Here is a 17,817-nt window from a genome sequence, read left to right on the forward strand (position 1 = left end):
TCCGTCCCGTGGTCAGTCCGCCCCGTCGTCGATGCGGGTGCTGTCCAGCAGCGCCTCGAGCTGCTCGCGGTACGACTTGGCCACGTCCGGGTGGTGGTCCGCGGCGATCATGACCAAGCCGCCGCTCGACAGCTTCGCGATCCACACGTCGTAGTCACCGGGGGGCGACCCCCAGATCACGCTCCCGTTACCCATGAACAGGTTCCGATCCGACTTGTTGGGGCAGGGTGTCCGGAGCGCGACGCCGACGTGCACGACCTGGACACCGAAGCGCTCCGTCCTCTCGGGTGCCTGGACCAGTCGCAGGCCGGGGATGGTGCCGATCTTCTCCGCGGCGGTCGTCGGGTCGTCTCCGACGTCCTTCCATCGGCTGTTCGCGTGGCTGGGGTCACATGGACGCCCCGCCATCACCTGCTCGAGGGGCAGGATCGTGTAGCGGACATACGGCTCGGCCTGCCCGGCCGGGACTGTGTCGTCCGACTGCCACTTCACGGCACCCTCGCCCCACCACTCCCAGCCCGAGCCGGGAGCGCGTAACCAGACCCGGTCGTCGCCGAACACCGACGGAACGTAGAAACGCTGCTCTCCGGCCTCCAGCTCCTCATCGGCCGTCAGCAACTGCTTGCCGGCCCGCGGCACGACGTCGTCCGGCGTCTGGGCTGGCGGACCCGTCTGGTCGTCGTGGTCGACGGAGGCGAGGATGCCGCCGGCGACCGTCACGAGCACCGCCGCGGCGGCGACCACGGTCAGCCGCAGCCGCCGCAGGTCGCGCCCGCGCCCGACGAGGTCGTCCAGCTCGGGGGCCTGCACCAGGTGCTCGGCCTCCGAGGCGAAGTCCTTGAGCCGCTGCTCACTCATCGGATCCCCCTTCCCACGGGCCCAGCACCTTGGCGAGCGCGTCACGCCCTCGCTTGAGCCGGGACTTGACCGTCCCTTCCTTGCAGCCGAGGACCTCGGCCACTTCGGTGACGCTCAGGTCCGCCAGGTGGTGCAGCGCGATCACCTCGCGCTGCTCCGCCGGCAGCGATCGCAACGCGTTCACCACGACCACGTGCTCCTCGAGGCCGGCCAGGTCGCGCGGCTCCTCGATCCGGTGCCGGATCCGCGAGTAGTTGCGCAGCTTGCGCCAGCGGTTGCGGTGCAGGTTGATCGCGACCGTGCGCAGCCAGGCCTCGGGGTTGTCCGCCCTGAGGAACCGGTGGCCGGCGGCCACCGCCCGCACGAACGCCTCCTGGACCAGGTCCTCCGCCTCCACGCTGTCGCCGGTGACGGCGTACAGCTGCACCACCAGTCGTCGGTACGACCCCTCGAACACGTCGCGGAGTGCGTCGGACTGCTGGTCCGCCACCCGTCGTGGCTGACGGGACAGGATCTCCTCGCTCATCGCACCTCCCTCGGCCGTCCTTGAGAAGGAACGACCCGCGAGGCGCCCGCCTGGTTCCCGAGGTGTCAGGAGTTCGGGACAGCACCACCGTAGCGCCGGTCACGCCGGGCGTACTGGTCTATCGCGTCCCAGAGGTGCCGCCGGTCGACGTCGGGCCAGAGCACGTCGGAGAACACGAGCTCGGAGTACGCCGCCTGCCACAGCACGAAGTTGGACAGCCGCTGCTCGCCCGACGTGCGCCAGACCAGGTCGGCGTCGGCGAGCTCGGGCACGTAGAGGTGCTTCGCGAACACCTTCTCGGTCACCTTCTCCGGGTCCAGCCGCCCGGCCGCGGCCTCGCGCGCGATCGCGCGGGCCGCGTCGGCGAGCTCGGCCCGGCCCCCGTAGTTGACGCACATGGTCAGGGTCAGCACCTTGTTGTGCTTCGTCATCTCCTCGGCGGCCTGCAGCTCCTTGATCACCGACCGCCACAGCCGCGGGGTCCGGCCGGCCCACCGGACCCGCACGCCGAGCTCGTGCATCTCGTCGCGGCGGCGGCGGATCACGTCGCGGTTGAAGCCCATGAGGAAGCGCACCTCGTCCGGGGAGCGTGTCCAGTTCTCCGTGGAGAACGCGTAGGCGGAGATCGCCTTGACGCCGATCTCGATCGCTCCCTCGACCACGTCGAAGAGCGAGTGCTCTCCCTGCTCGTGCCCCGCGGTCCGCGGGAGCCCGCGCTCCTTGGCCCAGCGGCCGTTGCCGTCCATGACGACGGCCACGTGGCGCGGCACCAGGGTGCGCGGGACCGGCGGCGGGACGGCACCGGAGGGATGGGGCCGCGGAGGCCGTGGTTGACGAGTCACGATTCCCAGACTACGAGAGCCCGGCGGTCCTATGCTTCGAGCATCACTGCTCTGGGGAGGGGGTGAAACGGGTTGGACAACGACCAGATCGAGCAGCAGCTCTTCAAGCTCCTGCGACGCACCAACGCGATCCACGTGCAGACGTCCTCGGGCGAGATCGAGCTCGAGCGGTCGGCGTACGCCATCTTGTGCCTGCTCGCCGACGAGGGGCCGCAACGTCTCGGCAGCATCGCCACCGCCTTCCGGCTCGACCCGTCGACGATCACCCGCCAGGTGCAGGCCGTCGAGCGCATCGGGCTGGTGGAGAAGGCCAGCGACCCGCTGGACCGGCGGGCGACGCTGCTCTACCTGACCGCGCACGGCACGCACACGGTCGAGACGGCCCGCGCGCACCGCCGGCGGATGCTCGACGCGATCCTCGTCGACTGGACCGACGAGGAGCGGGGCCAGTTCCTGCGCGCGCTGCAGCGGTTCAACGACACGATGGACCTCTGGATCGCCCGGGACGCGGTCCCGCACTGACCCCGGCCGGCGCTCAGCGCTGGACGTAGGCCAGCGAGCGCAGGCCGCGCTCGAGGTGCCACTGGAGGTACGCCGCGACCAGTCCGGTCGCCTCACGCAGGTGCCGTGGCTCGGCGGCGTCGACCACCGGCCAGTCGCCGGCCAGCAGCGCCCCCAGCAGGACCACGGTCTCGGCAGACGGGGTGGCCGAGCCCGGGAGGCGGCAGGACGCACACAGCACCCCGCCCGCCGACGGGTTGAACCAACGGTGCGGCCCCTCGGTGCCGCACCGCGCGCACGCGTCGAACGACGGGGCGTAGCCGGCCACCGCGAGCGAGCGCAGCAGGTAGGAGTCGAGCACCTGCCCGGCGCCGTGCTCGTCGGAGGTCAGCGCGCGCAGGCCGCCGACCAGCAGCAGGAACTGCTGCACGGACGGCTGCCGCTCCTCCGCGATCAGCCGCTCGGCGGTCTCGAGCATCGCGGTGCCGGCGGTGTAGGCCTCGTAGTCGGCGCCCAGCCCGGCCGAGAACGGGTCGATCGTCTCCGCCTGCGTGATCACGTCGAGGTTGCGTCCCTCGGCCAGCTGGAGGTCGACGTGGGTGAACGGCTCGAGCCGCGAGCCCCAGCGCGACGACGTACGGCGCACGCCCTTCGCGACGGCGCGCACCAGCCCCTGCGACCGGGTCAGCAGGGTGATGATGCGGTCGGCCTCCCCCAGCTTGTGGGTGCGCAGCACGACCGCCTCGGCACGGTAGAGGGGCACCCCTTCATTCTGCCCCGTGCGGGGCCGTGATCAGGACCCGACGCGGCGGTGGCCGAGCCGGTCGTGCCAGCACTCACGGGCGAACTCGGCGGTGATCGCGTCCAGCCGTTCGGGGCGCACCCGCCACTCGAGGATGCTCTGCGCCTGCACGAACCGGGCGCCGGGGACCTCCTCGGCCAGCATCGCCGCGTCCGCCGCCGGGTGGATCGGGTCCTTGGGGTGCCCGACCACGAGGGTCGGCACGTCGATCGCGCGGCGGGCCCGGGACGGCGGCGCGATCCGCCCGAACACGATCCCGTGCAGCACCGCGGCCATGGAGGCCGGCTGCTGGTCGAACGTGTCGAGCGCGATCCCCGCCCAGAACGGCACCAGGCCGCGCGGGATGGGCCGGGTGACCGCGCGTAGCGCCCGGACCGTGAACGGCAGGTACCGGGCGCACAGCATCATCGGGCCGAACACCACCAGCCCGGCCTCGAGGGCGTTGTCGAGCACCGGCATCTCCACGATCAGGCCGCGGACCCGGTCGGGGGCGTGCATGAACGCCTCCAGCGAGACGTTGGCGCCGAGCGAGGTGCCGCCGATGACCGCCTCGTCGACGCCGAGGTGGTCGAGCAGCGCCATCACCTGCTCGCCGAACGCGCTCATCGAGTAGACCAGCGGGTCGGCAGGACGGTCGGACCGCCCGTGCCCGAGCAGGTCCAGGGTGACCACGTGCAGGCCCTCGGCGGCCAGGGCCCGCGCCAGCGGCTGCTGCATGCGGCGCGGCATGAGCTGCCCGTGCAGCAGGACCACCCAGGCCTCGCCGCCGCCGTACTCGGTGTACTCCAGGCGGTCCTCCCCGATGAAGAACTGCCCGATCCGCTCGGACACCAGCTGTCGTCCCGACATGCACCGAAATCTAGTGGCTCGGGCCCTCGCGCGGCTGGAAGGCTGGTCGCATGCAGCAGCTGGAGCGCATCGAGCACTACTACGACACGGTCCCGCGCGTGGCCGCCACGACTGAGGAGGTCGGCCCGTTCACGCTGTTCGTCGCGGACGGCTCCACCGGCTGGCAGTTCTACGCACGGCCCCGGCTGGGGCTCGCGGACGACATCACGGCCGACGACGTACGCCGGGTGCTCGCGCGCCAGCAGGAGCTCGGCGTCCCGCGGGCCGTCGAGTGGGTGCACGAGACCACCCCCTCCCTGCTGGCGGCGGTCCGGGAGGCGCTCCCCGACGCCGAGGTCGAGGTGGTGCCGCTGATGACCTCCGACCGTGACCTTCCCGGTCGCAACGGCGCGCCCGGCCGGTGCGAGGTCCTGCGCAGCGACAGCGCGGACCTGGCGATGGTGGTCGGCGCGGTCGGCGCCGGTTTCCAGGGCACGGACACGGTGGAGCCGGGCAGCCTCGGGGCGCGGCCGCACCTGATCGACGAGGGCAACCTGGTCATGGTCGCGGCGTACGACGGGCGGGGCGCGGTGGTCGGCGGCGGCAGTGCGTCGCCGCGGGGCGACGTCGCCGAGCTGATGGGCATCTCGGTGATCGGCTCCGCCCGCGGGCAGGGCATCGGCACCGCGATCACCGCGGCGCTGCGCGACGAGTGCCGGGCACGTGGCGTGCGCACGGTGTTCCTCACCGCGGCCTCCCACGAGGCCACGTCCATCTACCGGGCGATCGGCTTCGAGCGAATCGCCACCGGATGCATCCTGGAGGGCCTCGATGGCTGACCCGCGCGTGTCCGTGCGCCGCGCCGGGCCCGACGACTGGGAGGCCTGGCGGGACCTCCGGCTGCGCTCGCTGGCCGCCGACCCGGACGCGTTCGGCTCCACCTTCGCCCGGGAGCAGGTGTTCGGCGAGGAGACCTGGCGGGAACGGCTGTCCGGGCTGTCGGTGATCGGGGCGTTCGACGGCACCCCGGCGGCTCTCGGTGGCGCCTTCGAGTTCCGGCCGGGCTTCATGCAGGTGGTCGCGATGTGGACCGATCCGGCGTACCGCGGGCTCGGGCTGGCCAGCAGCGTGCTCGACCTCGTGGTGCGCTCCGCGACGGCCGCCGGGCACCGAGTGGTGCTCGAGGTCGCCCGCGGGAACGACCGCGCCCGTGCGGTCTACGAGCGCTACGGCTTCGTCGCGACCGGCCAGTCCGAGCCGATCCGGCCGGGCGCGGAGGAGCTCTGCGACTGGATGGCCCTTCCCGATCTGGAGACTCGTCGTTCCTGATCCGGTCCGAACCCGCCCGATCGCCGAGGCGGGCTGACAGACTGGCGTCCATGACTGTCCAGCCGCGCCGGCGCGTCCTGTGGGCCGCAGCGCTCCTGGCCCTGGTCTACGTCTGCGGCATCTCGGCGGTCTACTTCGCGCCCGAGAGCAGCTCGGTGGCGACCTGGTGGCCGGCCGCCGGCGTCTCGGTCGTGCTCATCGTCCTCAGCCCCCGCTCGTGGTGGCCGACGCTGGTCGCGGGCATCGCGGTCTCCAGCGGGCTCGCGAACCTCACCGCGGGCCGCAGCCCGGAGCTGTCGCTGCTGTTCGGGATCAGCAACGCCGCGGAGGCGCTCGTCGCGGGCGCGTTCCTGCGCCGCCGACCGCACGACAAGCCCCGCTTCGAGTCCCCGGACGACTTCTTCCGCCTGGTCGTGGCCTGCGTGCTCGGCGCGGTGACCGTCGGCGTCGGCATCGGCCTGTCGGTCGCGGTCACCGGCGGTGACGCGTGGGAGGCGGTCCGGACAGTGACCCCGTCGCACCTCGCCTCGACCCTGGTGATCGTCCCGCTCGCACTCATCTGGAACGAGCGCACGACGGTGGCGCACCGCTCGGAGCTGGTGCTCCAGTCGGCGCTGCTCACGGTGGCCACGCTGGCCGTCTTCTGGCCGGAGCAGCCGCTGGCACTGGTGTTCCTGCCGCTGCCGCTGCTGATCTGGGCCGGCCTCCGCTTCGGCACGGTCGTGGTCAGCGGCCAGCTCCTGGCGCTCGGCGTGCTCACGACGTTCCTCACGGCGCGCGGCGGCGGCCCGTTCGCGGTCGGCGAGCGGTCGGAGTCCATCGACCCCGCGATGGCCGGGGCGCTCGTGCAGAGCTACCTCGTCTGCGCCGCGCTCATGTGCCTGCCGCTCTCGCTCGCGGTCGCCCAGCGGGCCCAGCTGCTCTCCCGGCTGACCACCGAGCGGGAGCTCACGAACATCACGCTCGACACCACCAACGCGATCATCCTCGTCTCCGACCTCGAGGGCACGATCCTGCGCGCCAACCCCGCGACGTTCCGGCTGACCGGGTTCCTCGAGGACCAGATCGTCGGGCGCCCGCTGTGGGAGGGCTTCACGCTCCCGGAGCGGGTCGGCACCGTGCAGCGGATGTTCGAGGGCGGCGACGGCTCGCAGATCCCCGGCAGCCGCGAGGCCGACATCGCCACCGCCTCCGGCGACCGGCTCCGCATCGTCTGGAACAACGACCTGGTCCGCGACGAGTCCGGCACCCCGATCTACGCCGTCATGACCGGGGTCGACGTGACCGGCGAGCGCACCACCTCCGGCATGATCCGGCACCTCCTCGAGTCCACGATCGCGACCGCGCTGGTCGGGCTCGACGACCAGGGCCGGATCACCCTGTTCAACAGGGGCGCCCAGCAGATCCTCGGCCGCGACGCCGACCAGGTCATGGGTCGCAAGATCTCCGAGTTCATCGACCCCGACCAGCTCGCCCAGTGGGTGCAGCGCCAGGGCGCCGCGTCGCCGTTCGAGGCCCTCGTGCAGGACGTCGACAGGGGCAGCGCGCCGCAGACCCGCGACTGGACCTGGGTGCGCGCCGACGGCCGGCCGGTGGCGGTGTCGACCACGATCAGCGTCGTCGAGAACGTCGTCGGCAAGAAGATCGGCTACCTCTGCGTCGGCCGGGACGTGACCGACCAGCGACGCAGCCAGGAGATGCTGGTGGCCGCTCTCGAGAAGGAGCGGCAGGGCGTGGAGCGGCTGCGCCAGCTCGACGCGGCGAAGAACGAGTTCGTCTCCACCGTCAGCCACGAGCTGCGCACTCCCACCACGAGCATCGTGGGGTACACCGAGATGCTCCGCGACGGCTCGGCCGGCGACCCGTTGCCCGAGCAGCTGCCGCTGCTCGACGCGATCGCCCGCAACGGCGAACGGCTCATCGGCATCGCCGGCGACCTGCTGACGCTCGCCGGGCTCGAGTCCGGCAACACCGCGTGGGAGCGCAACGCCGTCGACCTCGGCAAGCTGGTCGCCGCGGGCGAGGAGGCGATGCGCCCCATGCTCGCCAGCCGCCACCTCGGCGTGCGGTTCGAGGTGCCCGACGACGAGATCACCGTGATCGGCGACGAGGGACACCTCGACCGGGTGCTCATGAACCTGCTCTCCAACGCCGTGAAGTTCACCGAGGACGGCGGCTCCATCACCTGCCGGCTCTCGACCGTCGACGGCGAGGCCCGCCTCGAGGTCACCGACACCGGGATCGGCATCCCCGAGGAGGAGCAGAAGGAGCTGTTCTCGAAGTTCTTCCGCTCCTCCACCGCCCAGGACCGCGCGATCCAGGGCACCGGCCTCGGCCTGTCGATCATCGCCTCGATCGTGGCCGCGCACGGCGGCCGGATCGACGTACGCTCCGGACACCTCGCCGGCACCACCTTCACCGTCCGGCTGCCGCTGCTGCGGCACCCCTCGCGGCCGGAGTTCAGCGCGACCTGACCCGGGTGCTGTCGTGACCCCGCAATTGCGGCCGCATCACATGGTCCGGGGCCGGAAATCTGCAATCCGGCTGCAATTGCAGCCCCGCGACGAGTCGAGCACGACCAATCCGTGTCGTACGGCTGCAATTGCGGCCTCACGACAGCACCGGCCGCCGATTCCCCGTCATGCGGCTGCAATTGCGGCCGCATGACGGTTCCCGGCAACCCCGGTCAGGCGCGGTTGACGGCGCTGATCACGGCCTTGAGGGAGGCGGTGACGATGTTGGCGTCCAGGCCGACACCCCAGAGCACCTGGTCCCCCACCGCGCACTCGACGTACGCCGCCGCGATGGCGTCGCCGCCGGCCGACAGCGCGTGCTCGTGGTAGTCGAGCACCCGGACGTCGAAGTCCTGCGGGAGCCCGTTGATGGCGTCGACGAACGCCGCGATCGGGCCGTTGCCCTCACCGGTGAGCGTCTGGAGCTCGCCCTCGACGTAGACGTTGACCGAGAGCCGGTCCTTCTCCCCGGCGGCCGACGAGGTGTGCACCGAGTTGAGCTTCAGCGGGGTCTCGCGGTGGAGGTACTCCGCGGAGAACACCGACCAGATCTCCTCGGGCGCCATCTCGCCGCCCTCGGTGTCGGTGCGGTGCTGGACCACCCGGCTGAACTCGATCTGTGCGCGGCGTGGCAGATCGAGCTTGTGCTCGGCCTTGAGGATGTACGCGACGCCGCCCTTGCCGGACTGGCTGTTGACCCGGATGACCGCCTCGTAGGTGCGGCCGACGTCCTTCGGGTCGATCGGGAGGTACGGCGCCTCCCACGGCAGGTCGGAGACCGGGACGCCCTGGTCGGAGGCCTGCTTGTCGAGGTCCTCCAGGCCCTTCTTGATCGCGTCCTGGTGGGAGCCGGAGAACGCCGTGTAGACGAGGTCGCCGGCGTAGGGGTGCCGCGGGTGCACCGGCAGCTGGGTGCAGTACTCCACTGTGCGGCGCACCTCGTCGATGTCGGAGAAGTCGATCATCGGGTCGATGCCCTGGCTGAAGAGGTTCATGCCCAGGGTCACCAGGCACACGTTGCCGGTGCGCTCGCCGTGCCCGAACAGGCAGCCCTCGACCCGGTCGGCTCCGGCCATCATCGCCAGCTCGGTCGCCGCGACCGCCGTACCGCGGTCGTTGTGCGGGTGCAGGCTGATCGCGGTGTGCTCGCGCCGGGTCAGCTGGCGGGAGAACCACTCGATCTGGTCGGCGTAGACGTTCGGGGTGGCCATCTCGACGGTGGCCGGCAGGTTGAGGATGATCTCGCGGCCGTCGTCGGGCTGCCACACGTCGCTGACCGCCTCGCAGACCTCGACGCTGAACGGCAGCTCGGTGCCGGTGAAGATCTCGGGGCTGTACTCGTAGCCGATCACGGTCGCGTCGAGGTAGTTCTCGGTGTGCTTCATGACCAGCTGGGTGCCGCGGACCGCGATGTCCTTGATCTCGTCCCTGCCCGCGTGGAAGACCACGCGGCGGAACAGCGGGGCCAGCGCGTTGTAGAGGTGGATGTTGGCGCGGGGTACGCCGACCAGCGACTGCACGCTGCGCTCGATCAGGTCCTCGCGGGCCTGGGTGAGCACGGAGATCGTGACGTCGTCGGGGATCCGGTCCTGCTCGATGAGCTGGCGGACGAACGCGAAGTCGGTCTCGGAGGCGGACGGGAAGCCGACCTCGATCTCCTTGTAGCCCATGCGGACCAGCAGGTCGAACATGGTCATCTTCCGGGCCGGGGTCATCGGGTCGATGAGCGCCTGGTTGCCGTCGCGGAGGTCGGTCGACAGCCAGCGCGGGGCGTGGGTGATGGTCGCCGACGGCCAGGTCCGGTCGGGCAGGTCGACCGGCGGGAACGGGCGGTAGCGGGCGATCGGCATGCCGCTGCCGCGCTGGTCGTTGTGCGTGTTGCTCAGGTGGGTCATGGGAGGGTCCTCGCCAGATGGATCGGGAGCCGGGCGCAGCACGCTCTCCGCAGCGAGGGGTCCGGCCTGATCAGGCCCCGCTGCGGCACCGAAGAAGGAGCTGACGCGTCATGACGTGACCCAATCTAGCGTGCGTCTCCGGCCCGCGGGACCGTAGTCTCACGCCTCGTGCAGATCACCCCCCTCGACCCGATGACCTGCGACCTCGACACCGCCGACGAGATGGCCGCGGTCGTGAGCGCCTCCCGCGAGGCCGACGGCGTGGTGCTGCCTGCGCCCATCGGGCCGACCCGGCTGCTGTTCCTGCAGCACACCAGCGACGGCCGGCCGGTCGGTGCGGTGTTCGTGGCACGCAACGACGCCGGCCGGATGCTCGGGTACGCCGAGATGAACCTCCCGTGGGAGGAGAACACCGACGCGGCGATGCCCCGGGGCCACGTGCACCCCGACCACCGGCGCCGGGGCGTGGGAAGCGCGCTGCTGGAGGCCTGCGTGGACCTGGCCCGCGCCTGTGGCCGGACCCGGCTCCTGAGTGGCGCGTTCACCACCGGCCCGGGGCTGGCGTTCCTCGGCCACCACGGGTGGACCGTCGGCGGGGTGCCGCGAATGGCGGTCCGTCGGCTGGACCTGCACGGCACGCCACGCTCCACCTGGGAACGGCTGTACGACGAGGCGGCGGCGCACGCGGGCGACTACGAGCTGGTCCGGATGGCCGGTCCGGCCCCCGACGAGCGGCTCGAGGACCTGGTCGCCGTCCACGACGCGATCAACGACGCACCGCTGGAGGATCCGGACGACGAGCCGGACGTGTGGACCGCCGACCGGGTGCGCCGGTACGACGCCGCGATGGCCGCCCGCCGCCAGACGACCTACCGGGTGCTCGCCCGGCACCGCGGCACCGGCGCCTGGGCGGGGATGTCCCTGCTCTGCGTGGACGAGTTCCTGCCGACGGTCGGCTTCCAGGAGGACACCAGCGTGGTCCGCGCCCATCGCGGCCACCGGCTCGGACTGTTGATGAAGGCCGACATGCTGCGCTGGATCACCGACGAGCGCCCCGAGGTCGCGGCCACCGACACCTGGAACGCGACCGACAACCACCACATGATCGCGGTCAACGAGCGGCTCGGCTGCCGCCTGGTGGCCGAGCACCAGGGTGCCCGGACGCGGTTGGGGTAGCGGGGCACGCGGGCGGCGTCGTCGTGGAGCACGAAGGACACGTGCTCCTCGTCCACGGCGAGTCGGCGCGCGCCGGTCTCGGGACGTGCGCGGGTAGCCCGTCGGGACGACGCGGAGGTGGCCCGAACGGGCAGGGACCCGGACTGGGGTCCTTCCCGGGGTCGAAGTCCCTGACCCGTGGCCGAAGCGGTCCCATACTCGGAGACGATTGCCCGCCGTCGTTCCCGCCCGGCGGGCGCGGCACGAAGTCACACGGGGGTGCGCCATCTCGGTCCTGTTCAGGAGCCCGGCCGGACCGCGAGCCCGGTCCCACTGGTTGGTGTGGCTCCTCACCGTCGGGCTGTGCTTCAGCGCCTCCGCAGCGGCGTGCGCCGGTACGCCGGGCAGCGACCCTGCGGCGGGTGTTGCCCGCAGCGGCACTCCGACCGAGCCTGACCACGCGTCAACCCGGGGAGCGGCGCAAGCACGGGTTCCCGTGAAGCGCTTCGTGACCAGAGTCAGCCGCAACGGTCGCTACTTCGTCGACCAGCGGGGCCGCCCGATCCTGATCAAGGGTGACTCGCCGTGGGCTCTCCTCGTCAACGCCTCCCGCTCACGGATGGACAGCTACCTGTCCATCCGGGCCCGACAGGGCTTCAACACGGTCCTGGTCAGTCTGCTCGGCAACACGGCGAACGGGGGCCCCGCCGACTCCGGCGCCACGTACGACGGAGTCCGGCCGTTCGTTGCCGGGAACCCGGCCCGGCTGAACGACAGGTACTGGGACCGCGTCGATCACTTCATGCGGAAGGCCGCATCGCTGAACATCTCCGTCATGGCCTATCCCCTCGACGGCTGGGCGGGCACCGACGCCTACAACGGGCTCGGGAAGGAGTGGGGAACCACCACCGCACGCAGGTACGGCGTCGCCGTCGGGAGGCGCATGGACCGTCACCCGAACGTCTTCTGGGCGGTGGGCGGTGACTACTTCATCGACGGCCCCGAGGACCCGCGCTTCAGCGCCGTCCTCGCCGGGATCGCGTCGGTGACCCGGCGCGACCGCCCGTCCACGATCCAGTTCCAGCCTCAGGACACCTCTCTCGACTCGCGGTACTGGGCACGTCGCGTCCGCTTCAACTTCGTGTACTCCTACGCCGTCACGTACGCCATGGTGCAACGGGCATATCGGCAGACCACGCCCGGCGGCCGCCACATCCCGGCGCTCATGGGGGAGACGCACTACGAGGACTACCCGGACGTGACCAACCGCTACCTGCGGTCGATGGCGGCGTGGGCGCTCACCTCTGGCTCCCCGGGCGAGTTCTACGGCTCCGAGCGGGTCTGGGACCGGTCCCCGACCAACGCGGCCCTCACCTCTCCCGGGGCACGGCAGGTCTCGGCGATCAGGCGGGTGTTCGCCCGACTGCCCGGATGGCACCGTTTGCGGCCGGACTTCTCCTCGTCCTTCATCACGGCTGGCCGCGGCACCAGGGGCAGTGCTCGGAACGAGTACCTGCCGGGTGACCGGGGAGGGACCTACGTCACGGGAGCCCGGACGACGGACGGGAAGCTGGCGGTGATCTACCTGCCGGACGCCAGACGTCCGATCACGATCGCCCAGTCGAAGATGGGGCCGGGCTACACCGCCCGGTGGGTGAACCCGGTCAACGGCAAGAGCGTCGCAACGCGGGCCCGAGCGCGGTACTCGCGCACCGTGCCCCACGGGGACCGCGCCAACGACTGGCTGCTGGTCCTCCGGTCCACCAGGGCCCGCTGACCCGCCCGACCCCGTCGAAGGCCCCCACGCTGTCTGGGGTCCCGCCCGGGGTCCGACCCGAGGTCGCTGCAGACCCGGTCTGCGGATACTCGACCCATGGGGGTACGTCGGTCGCCCGGCGAGGCGCCGGAGGGCCAGGTGGTGGCCGGCGTGGTCCTCGTGTGCCTGGCCGCCCTCGCCTGGTCGACGGTCGTCGTCGGGCCGGGACCGAGCCCGGCCGTCGAACGGGCGGCCGCACGACCCGCACCCGGCTGGTCGCAGCTGTTGGCCCGACCGGCGCCCCTGCCTCCACCCCCGCCGCGAGCGCGGGTCCTCACCCACGAGCTGCCGGTGGGCCTGGCCTGCACGGCGTACTCGGCCCGGCTCGTGGCCAGCGGGGCGGTCGGACCGTTCGCCTGGTCGGTGGTCGGAGGACGCCCGCCGGACGGTGTCCGGCTGGACGCGGGCGGCCGGCTGCACGGCACCCCGGTCCGGGCGGGGACCGGAAGGCTCGTGGTCCGGGCCACCGCCGGCGCGCACCGCGCGGCCCGGCAGGCGCTCAGGCTGACGGTACGGGCCGCGGGGCGGTCCTGCCCGGCGCGCTCGGACTAGCCTCGGGCGCATGGCCACGCTGCTGATCGTGCACCACTCCCCCACCCGCTCCCTGCGGTCACTCACCGACGCGGTGGTGGCGGGGGCGAACGACGACGCCCTCGAGGGCGTGGACGTCGTGGTCCGGCCGGCGCTGGAGGCGTCCGCCGACGACGTGCTGGCCGCGGACGGGTACCTGCTCGGGACCACCGCCAACTTCGGCTACATGAGCGGGGCGCTCAAGCACTTCTTCGACTCGACGTTCCTCCAGGTCGGCGGGGCGCTCGACCCCAGCGGCGCCGCCGACCCGAGCGAGGGGGTCACCAAGGGCCGGCCGTACGGCCTCTACGTCCACGGCCGCTACGACCTCACCGGCGCCGTCCGCTCCGTGCAGTCGATCGTCCAGGCCCTCGGCTGGAAGCAGTCGTACGACGTGCTGGAGGTGCTCGGCGAGGTCACCGACGAGCACACGGAGGCGGCGTACGAGCTCGGCGGCACGCTCGGGGCGCTGGTCGCCGGCTGCTGACCCCGGACGGGTCCGAGGGGGCGGGGTGGGCCGGCCAGGGACGGAAGGTACGATCGCGACGCCCCGAGACCTGAAGGACTGTTCCGTGCCCCGAGGACGAACGCTGCTGCGTGCGATCGCGCTGACGGCGTCCTGCCTGCTGCTCGCCGCCGGCTGCGGGGACGGCGGGGCCGACCCGGACGCGGACCCGGACCAGGTCGACTCGGTCGAGCAGCCCGAGCTCGGCGCCTGCCGCCAGCTCACCCCGGACGACGTCGGCCGGCCCGACAACGCGAGCCGGACCGTGGAGTGCACGGAGCGGCACACCGCCGAGACGTACGCCGTCGGCGAGCTGCCCAGCCAGTTCGAGGACGCATCGTACGACGACGCCGAGCTCGCGCGCTTCGCCTACCGCACCTGCTCGCAGGAGTTCGAGGACTTCCTCGGCGCCGACGAGTCGCTGGTGATGCGCACCGTCCTCAGCTGGGCGTGGTTCCGCCCGTCGGAGAAGGCGTGGGAGAAGGGTGCCCGGTGGTACCGCTGCGACGTGGTCGGCGGCGCCGAGCAGTCCCGCGACTTCGTGCTGCTCCCGCGCACCGCCAAGGGCCTGCTGCTCGGCAGCCCGCCCGACAAGTGGATGGTCTGCGTCAAGGGGCCGTCGGTGTCCGGCAACGTGAAGATCCCGTGCAACCTCAGGCACACCTGGCGCGCGGTGACCACGATCAAGGTCGGGCTCGAGGGCGACTCGTACCCCGGCGACCGCATGGTCGAGGTCAAGACCCGGGAGTTCTGCTCCGACTCCGTGGGCGCCTGGATGAACTACCCGGTCGACTACGACTTCGCCTACACCTGGTTCCACGAGGCCGAGTGGGCAGCGGGCAACCGTCGCTCGGTCTGCTGGGCCAAGACGAACCAGTGACCCGACGACTCCTCGACGCCCTCCTGGCCGCCGGCCTGGGCGTCGCGCTGCTGGCCGGGTGCCAGGACGACGGCGGCAAGCCCGAGGCGGACCCGAGCAGCTCCACGGCGGCCCCCGAGTCCACGCCCACGCCGGCCACGCCGGCACGGAAGCCCGGGAACGACCGCTGCTACCGGCTCGCGTACGACGACGCGGTGGCGCCGACCACCCACCGCAAGCCGGTTCCCTGCTCGGGAGAGTTCACCGCCCGCACCTTCCACGTCGGCGAGCTCGACACGCTCGTCGACGGGCATCTCGTCGCCGTCGACTCCACCCGGGTCCGCGAGCAGCTCGCGCGGACCTGCCCGGAGAAGTTCGCCGCGTACGTCGGCGGGGACGAGCGGGCTCGGCGGCTCAGCATGCTCTCCACCGTCTGGTTCAGCCCGACCGTGGAGCAGTCGGACCAGGGCCAGTCGTGGTTCCGTTGCGACGTGATCGCGGTGGAGTCGGAGGGACGGCTCGCCACGCTGCGCGGGTCCCTGAAGGGCGCGCTGGACCGCGAGGACGGGCTCGCGACGTACGGCATCTGCGGGACCGCCGAACCGGGGACCAAGGGGTTCGAGCGGGTGATCTGCGCCGAGAAGCACTCGTGGCAGGCCGTGGACACCGTCGACATCCCGGGCACGGCGCATCCGACCAAGGCACCGGCCGCGGTGGAGGAGGGGTGCAGGGACACGGCCCGCAGCCGTGCCGACGACGCACTCAGCTTCGACTGGGGATTCGAGCTGCCGACGAAGGCCCAGTGGGAGTCCGGGCGCCACTACGCGCTGTGCTGGGCGCCGGCCTGACCGGCCGCCGGACCACAGCCACCCCGCCGTCCCAGCCGGCGATGCCGCGTCCGGGCTACCCCTGACGTGGCTCGCCCGGTTCCGGCGACCCCAGTTCCATCCCAGTTCTCGGTAGACCACCCCCACCAGGGCTGGACCGGACTGGGCACAACCCGCACCATGAGGGTCCAGCCGACAGACGAGCCGAGCGTCAGGTGACCGGGGGGACACGCGGTGCCTCGGGTTTCGTCTCACGAGGGGCACGGGGGAGCAGCTGGTGCGCAATTTCGAGTGGAACACGTCGTTGAGGCGCGGACTGTCCGGGCTGCTGGCGGGAGTGGTTCTCGGCGGGTTCTTCGTCGGTCTCTCCTCCGCCCCGGCCGAGGCGGTCGAGGACCACGTCATCGTGACTTTCACGTTCGACGACGCGCGTGCCAGCCAGTACCCGATGCTCCCGATCTTTGCCGCCCATGGCGCCAAGGCCACGTTCTACGTGAACAGCGGCCTCATGGGAACGAACGGCATCATGAGCTGGTCGCAGCTGCATGACATCGCAGACGCAGGCCACGAGATCGCGGGGCACACCGCTCACCACACCGAGCTCACCGAGGTGAGCGAGACGACCGCACGGCAGGAGATCCAGGCGGACGTCACCGCCCTGCAGGCCCAAGGCTTCCCGCGGCCGGTCTCGTTCGCCTACCCGGTCGGGTACTACGGCCCCCCTGAGCAGCAGATGGTCCAGGACGCCGGCTACTCGTCGGCCCGGACCATCGACACCTTCCGGGGGGAGACCGCTCCCCCGGCCGACCCGTATGCCGTCCGCATCGTCCGCGACAGCCTGGACGGGTCGGAAGGACTCCAGGCGCTGAAGAACGACGTGCTGGCGGCGGAGGCGTCGTCGGGGAAGAAGTGGATCGTGTACGTGATGCACGAGTTCTACTCCCCGATCGACGAGGAGATCGACGAGTTCCTCGACTGGCTGCAGCCGCGCTCTGCGAACGGGACCGTGATCAAGACGGTGCGCGAGGTCATGCCCCCGCCCGGGCCCCAACCTCCCGTCGCCGAAGCCGGCCCGGCGCAGTCGGTGGCCACCGGGTCGACCGTCACCCTCGACGGCACCGGCAGCAGTGACGTCAACAACGACCCGTTGACCTACCAGTGGACCCAGACCGCCGGGCCGGCCGTCACCCTCTCCAGCGCCACCGCGGCGAAGCCCACCTTCACCGCGCCGGCCACCGCAGCGAACCTGACCTTCCAGCTCACCGTGAACGACGGACAGTTCACCTCACCTCCGGACACCGTGACTGTCAGCGTCACCGCTCCACCACCGGAGGGGACGCCGACCTTCCGCTCGAGCTCCTCGACCGGCGACGACGCCTATGCCACCGCCGCCAACGTTCCGGTGCCGTCCGGTGCCGCCGCCGGCGACATCGTCGTGGCGTCCATCGCGACCTGGGGCGGCGCTCCGGCGATCACCGCCCCCGCCGGGTTCACGCTGAAGGCCACCTACACCGGTGGCACCGACACCGTCCGGATCTACTGGAAGCGCCTGACCGCCGCCGACACCGGCAGCTACCAGTTCACGTGGAGCGGCGGCCGCTGGTCCTCCGGCCACGCCATCGCGGTCTCCGGCGGCCCCTCCACCGGAGATCCGATCGAGGCCATCAACCAGGCCAGCGCCGCCTCGGCCACCACCTTCCCGAGCGTCAGCGTGTCGACGACGACCGCGCCGCTGCTCGCCTGGTTCGGCCGCAACGACGAGCCGGCCTCCCAGCACACCCCACCCACCGGCTTCACGGAGGCGCAGGACAGGGACTGCAGCACCGTCGCCTACCGCCAGGCCGCGGTAGCAGGCACGCAGACGGCCTCCGGAGCCAGCTACACCGGCCCGGCCGGCCAGCACCAGGCGGTCCTGGTCGCGGTGAGGGGCGCGGCAGGCGCTGGATCGAACCAGCCGCCGGTGGCCGAGGCCGGCCCCGCCCAGTCGGTCA

At 71.9% G+C, this 17,817-nt stretch carries 17 protein-coding genes; 11 read left to right on the forward strand and 6 right to left on the reverse strand.

Annotated features, from left to right (window positions below; all coding sequences use genetic code 11):
- Positions 1 to 12: 12 nt before the first annotated feature.
- The 3 genes from EKO23_RS11380 to EKO23_RS11390 form a co-directional block, all read right to left on the reverse strand.
- On the reverse strand, positions 13 to 858 hold the full coding sequence (locus EKO23_RS11380; protein ID WP_134717294.1) for a hypothetical protein: 846 nt from the start codon (positions 856 to 858) through the stop codon (positions 13 to 15).
- The gene (locus tag EKO23_RS11385) at positions 851 to 1,384 is read right to left on the reverse strand and encodes a SigE family RNA polymerase sigma factor (RefSeq protein WP_134717295.1); all 534 of its coding nucleotides are present in this window, start codon (positions 1,382 to 1,384) and stop codon (positions 851 to 853) included. Before EKO23_RS11385 ends, EKO23_RS11380 begins: the two co-directional genes overlap by 8 nt.
- A 65-nt stretch (positions 1,385 to 1,449) precedes the next feature.
- Positions 1,450 to 2,226 (reverse strand): isoprenyl transferase, encoded by a 777-nt coding sequence (locus tag EKO23_RS11390; RefSeq protein ID WP_134717297.1) that lies wholly within the window; start codon positions 2,224 to 2,226, stop codon positions 1,450 to 1,452.
- Between the two features lie 72 nt (positions 2,227 to 2,298).
- On the opposite strand from EKO23_RS11390, the gene EKO23_RS11395 reads away from it, so the two are divergent.
- Positions 2,299 to 2,748, forward strand: coding sequence for a MarR family winged helix-turn-helix transcriptional regulator (locus EKO23_RS11395; RefSeq protein WP_134717300.1), 450 nt, complete (start codon positions 2,299 to 2,301; stop codon positions 2,746 to 2,748).
- A 13-nt stretch (positions 2,749 to 2,761) separates the two neighbouring features.
- On the opposite strand, the gene recO is transcribed toward EKO23_RS11395, so the two are convergent.
- Positions 2,762 to 3,490: a DNA repair protein RecO gene (recO, locus tag EKO23_RS11400; protein WP_134717302.1), complete on the reverse strand. Its 729-nt coding sequence runs from the start codon at positions 3,488 to 3,490 to the stop codon at positions 2,762 to 2,764.
- A 30-nt stretch (positions 3,491 to 3,520) separates the two neighbouring features.
- A complete protein-coding gene (locus EKO23_RS11405; protein ID WP_134717305.1) occupies positions 3,521 to 4,378 on the reverse strand; it encodes an alpha/beta fold hydrolase in 858 nt (285 codons plus the stop codon).
- A 50-nt stretch (positions 4,379 to 4,428) separates the two neighbouring features.
- Here EKO23_RS11405 and EKO23_RS11410 point away from each other — a divergent pair, with 50 nt between their 5' ends.
- The 3 genes from EKO23_RS11410 to EKO23_RS11420 are packed head-to-tail and all read left to right on the forward strand — an operon-like array spanning position 4,429 to position 8,160.
- A complete protein-coding gene (locus EKO23_RS11410) occupies positions 4,429 to 5,196 on the forward strand; it encodes a GNAT family N-acetyltransferase (RefSeq protein ID WP_134717307.1) in 768 nt (255 codons plus the stop codon).
- Complete coding sequence (locus EKO23_RS11415) at positions 5,189 to 5,686, forward strand: GNAT family N-acetyltransferase (RefSeq protein ID WP_134717309.1); 498 nt, start codon at positions 5,189 to 5,191, stop codon at positions 5,684 to 5,686. Before EKO23_RS11410 ends, EKO23_RS11415 begins: the two co-directional genes overlap by 8 nt.
- A 50-nt stretch (positions 5,687 to 5,736) precedes the next feature.
- Positions 5,737 to 8,160 (forward strand): ATP-binding protein, encoded by a 2,424-nt coding sequence (locus tag EKO23_RS11420; protein ID WP_134717311.1) that lies wholly within the window; start codon positions 5,737 to 5,739, stop codon positions 8,158 to 8,160.
- A gap of 212 nt (positions 8,161 to 8,372) precedes the next feature.
- On the opposite strand, the gene leuA is transcribed toward EKO23_RS11420, so the two are convergent.
- On the reverse strand, positions 8,373 to 10,094 hold the full coding sequence (gene leuA, locus EKO23_RS11425) for a 2-isopropylmalate synthase (protein WP_134717313.1): 1,722 nt from the start codon (positions 10,092 to 10,094) through the stop codon (positions 8,373 to 8,375).
- Positions 10,095 to 10,262: 168 nt separating this feature from the next.
- On the opposite strand from leuA, the gene EKO23_RS26455 reads away from it, so the two are divergent.
- The 7 genes from EKO23_RS26455 to EKO23_RS11460 form a co-directional block, all read left to right on the forward strand.
- On the forward strand, positions 10,263 to 11,270 hold the full coding sequence (locus EKO23_RS26455; RefSeq protein WP_134717315.1) for a GNAT family N-acetyltransferase: 1,008 nt from the start codon (positions 10,263 to 10,265) through the stop codon (positions 11,268 to 11,270).
- Positions 11,271 to 11,745: 475 nt separating this feature from the next.
- On the forward strand, positions 11,746 to 13,026 hold the full coding sequence (locus EKO23_RS11435; protein WP_167880430.1) for an apiosidase-like domain-containing protein: 1,281 nt from the start codon (positions 11,746 to 11,748) through the stop codon (positions 13,024 to 13,026).
- A 96-nt stretch (positions 13,027 to 13,122) separates the two neighbouring features.
- Positions 13,123 to 13,617, forward strand: coding sequence for a hypothetical protein (locus tag EKO23_RS11440; protein WP_134717319.1), 495 nt, complete (start codon positions 13,123 to 13,125; stop codon positions 13,615 to 13,617).
- A 10-nt stretch (positions 13,618 to 13,627) separates the two neighbouring features.
- Positions 13,628 to 14,122, forward strand: a complete 495-nt coding sequence (locus tag EKO23_RS11445; RefSeq protein WP_134717321.1) for a flavodoxin family protein — start codon at positions 13,628 to 13,630, stop codon at positions 14,120 to 14,122.
- Between the two features lie 85 nt (positions 14,123 to 14,207).
- A complete protein-coding gene (locus EKO23_RS11450) occupies positions 14,208 to 15,020 on the forward strand; it encodes a septum formation family protein (RefSeq protein ID WP_246051032.1) in 813 nt (270 codons plus the stop codon).
- Positions 15,017 to 15,847 carry a septum formation family protein gene (locus EKO23_RS11455; RefSeq protein WP_134717323.1) on the forward strand — a complete coding sequence of 277 codons (831 nt, stop codon included), beginning with the start codon at positions 15,017 to 15,019 and terminating at the stop codon, positions 15,845 to 15,847. The genes EKO23_RS11450 and EKO23_RS11455 overlap by 4 nt, the downstream gene beginning before the upstream one ends.
- 256 nt (positions 15,848 to 16,103) lie before the next feature.
- A partial coding sequence (locus EKO23_RS11460; RefSeq protein WP_167880431.1) for a polysaccharide deacetylase family protein occupies positions 16,104 to 17,817 on the forward strand: 1,714 nt, incomplete at its 3' end.

The organism is Nocardioides guangzhouensis, assembly GCF_004519545.1.
Taxonomy (GTDB): domain Bacteria; phylum Actinomycetota; class Actinomycetes; order Propionibacteriales; family Nocardioidaceae; genus Nocardioides; species Nocardioides guangzhouensis.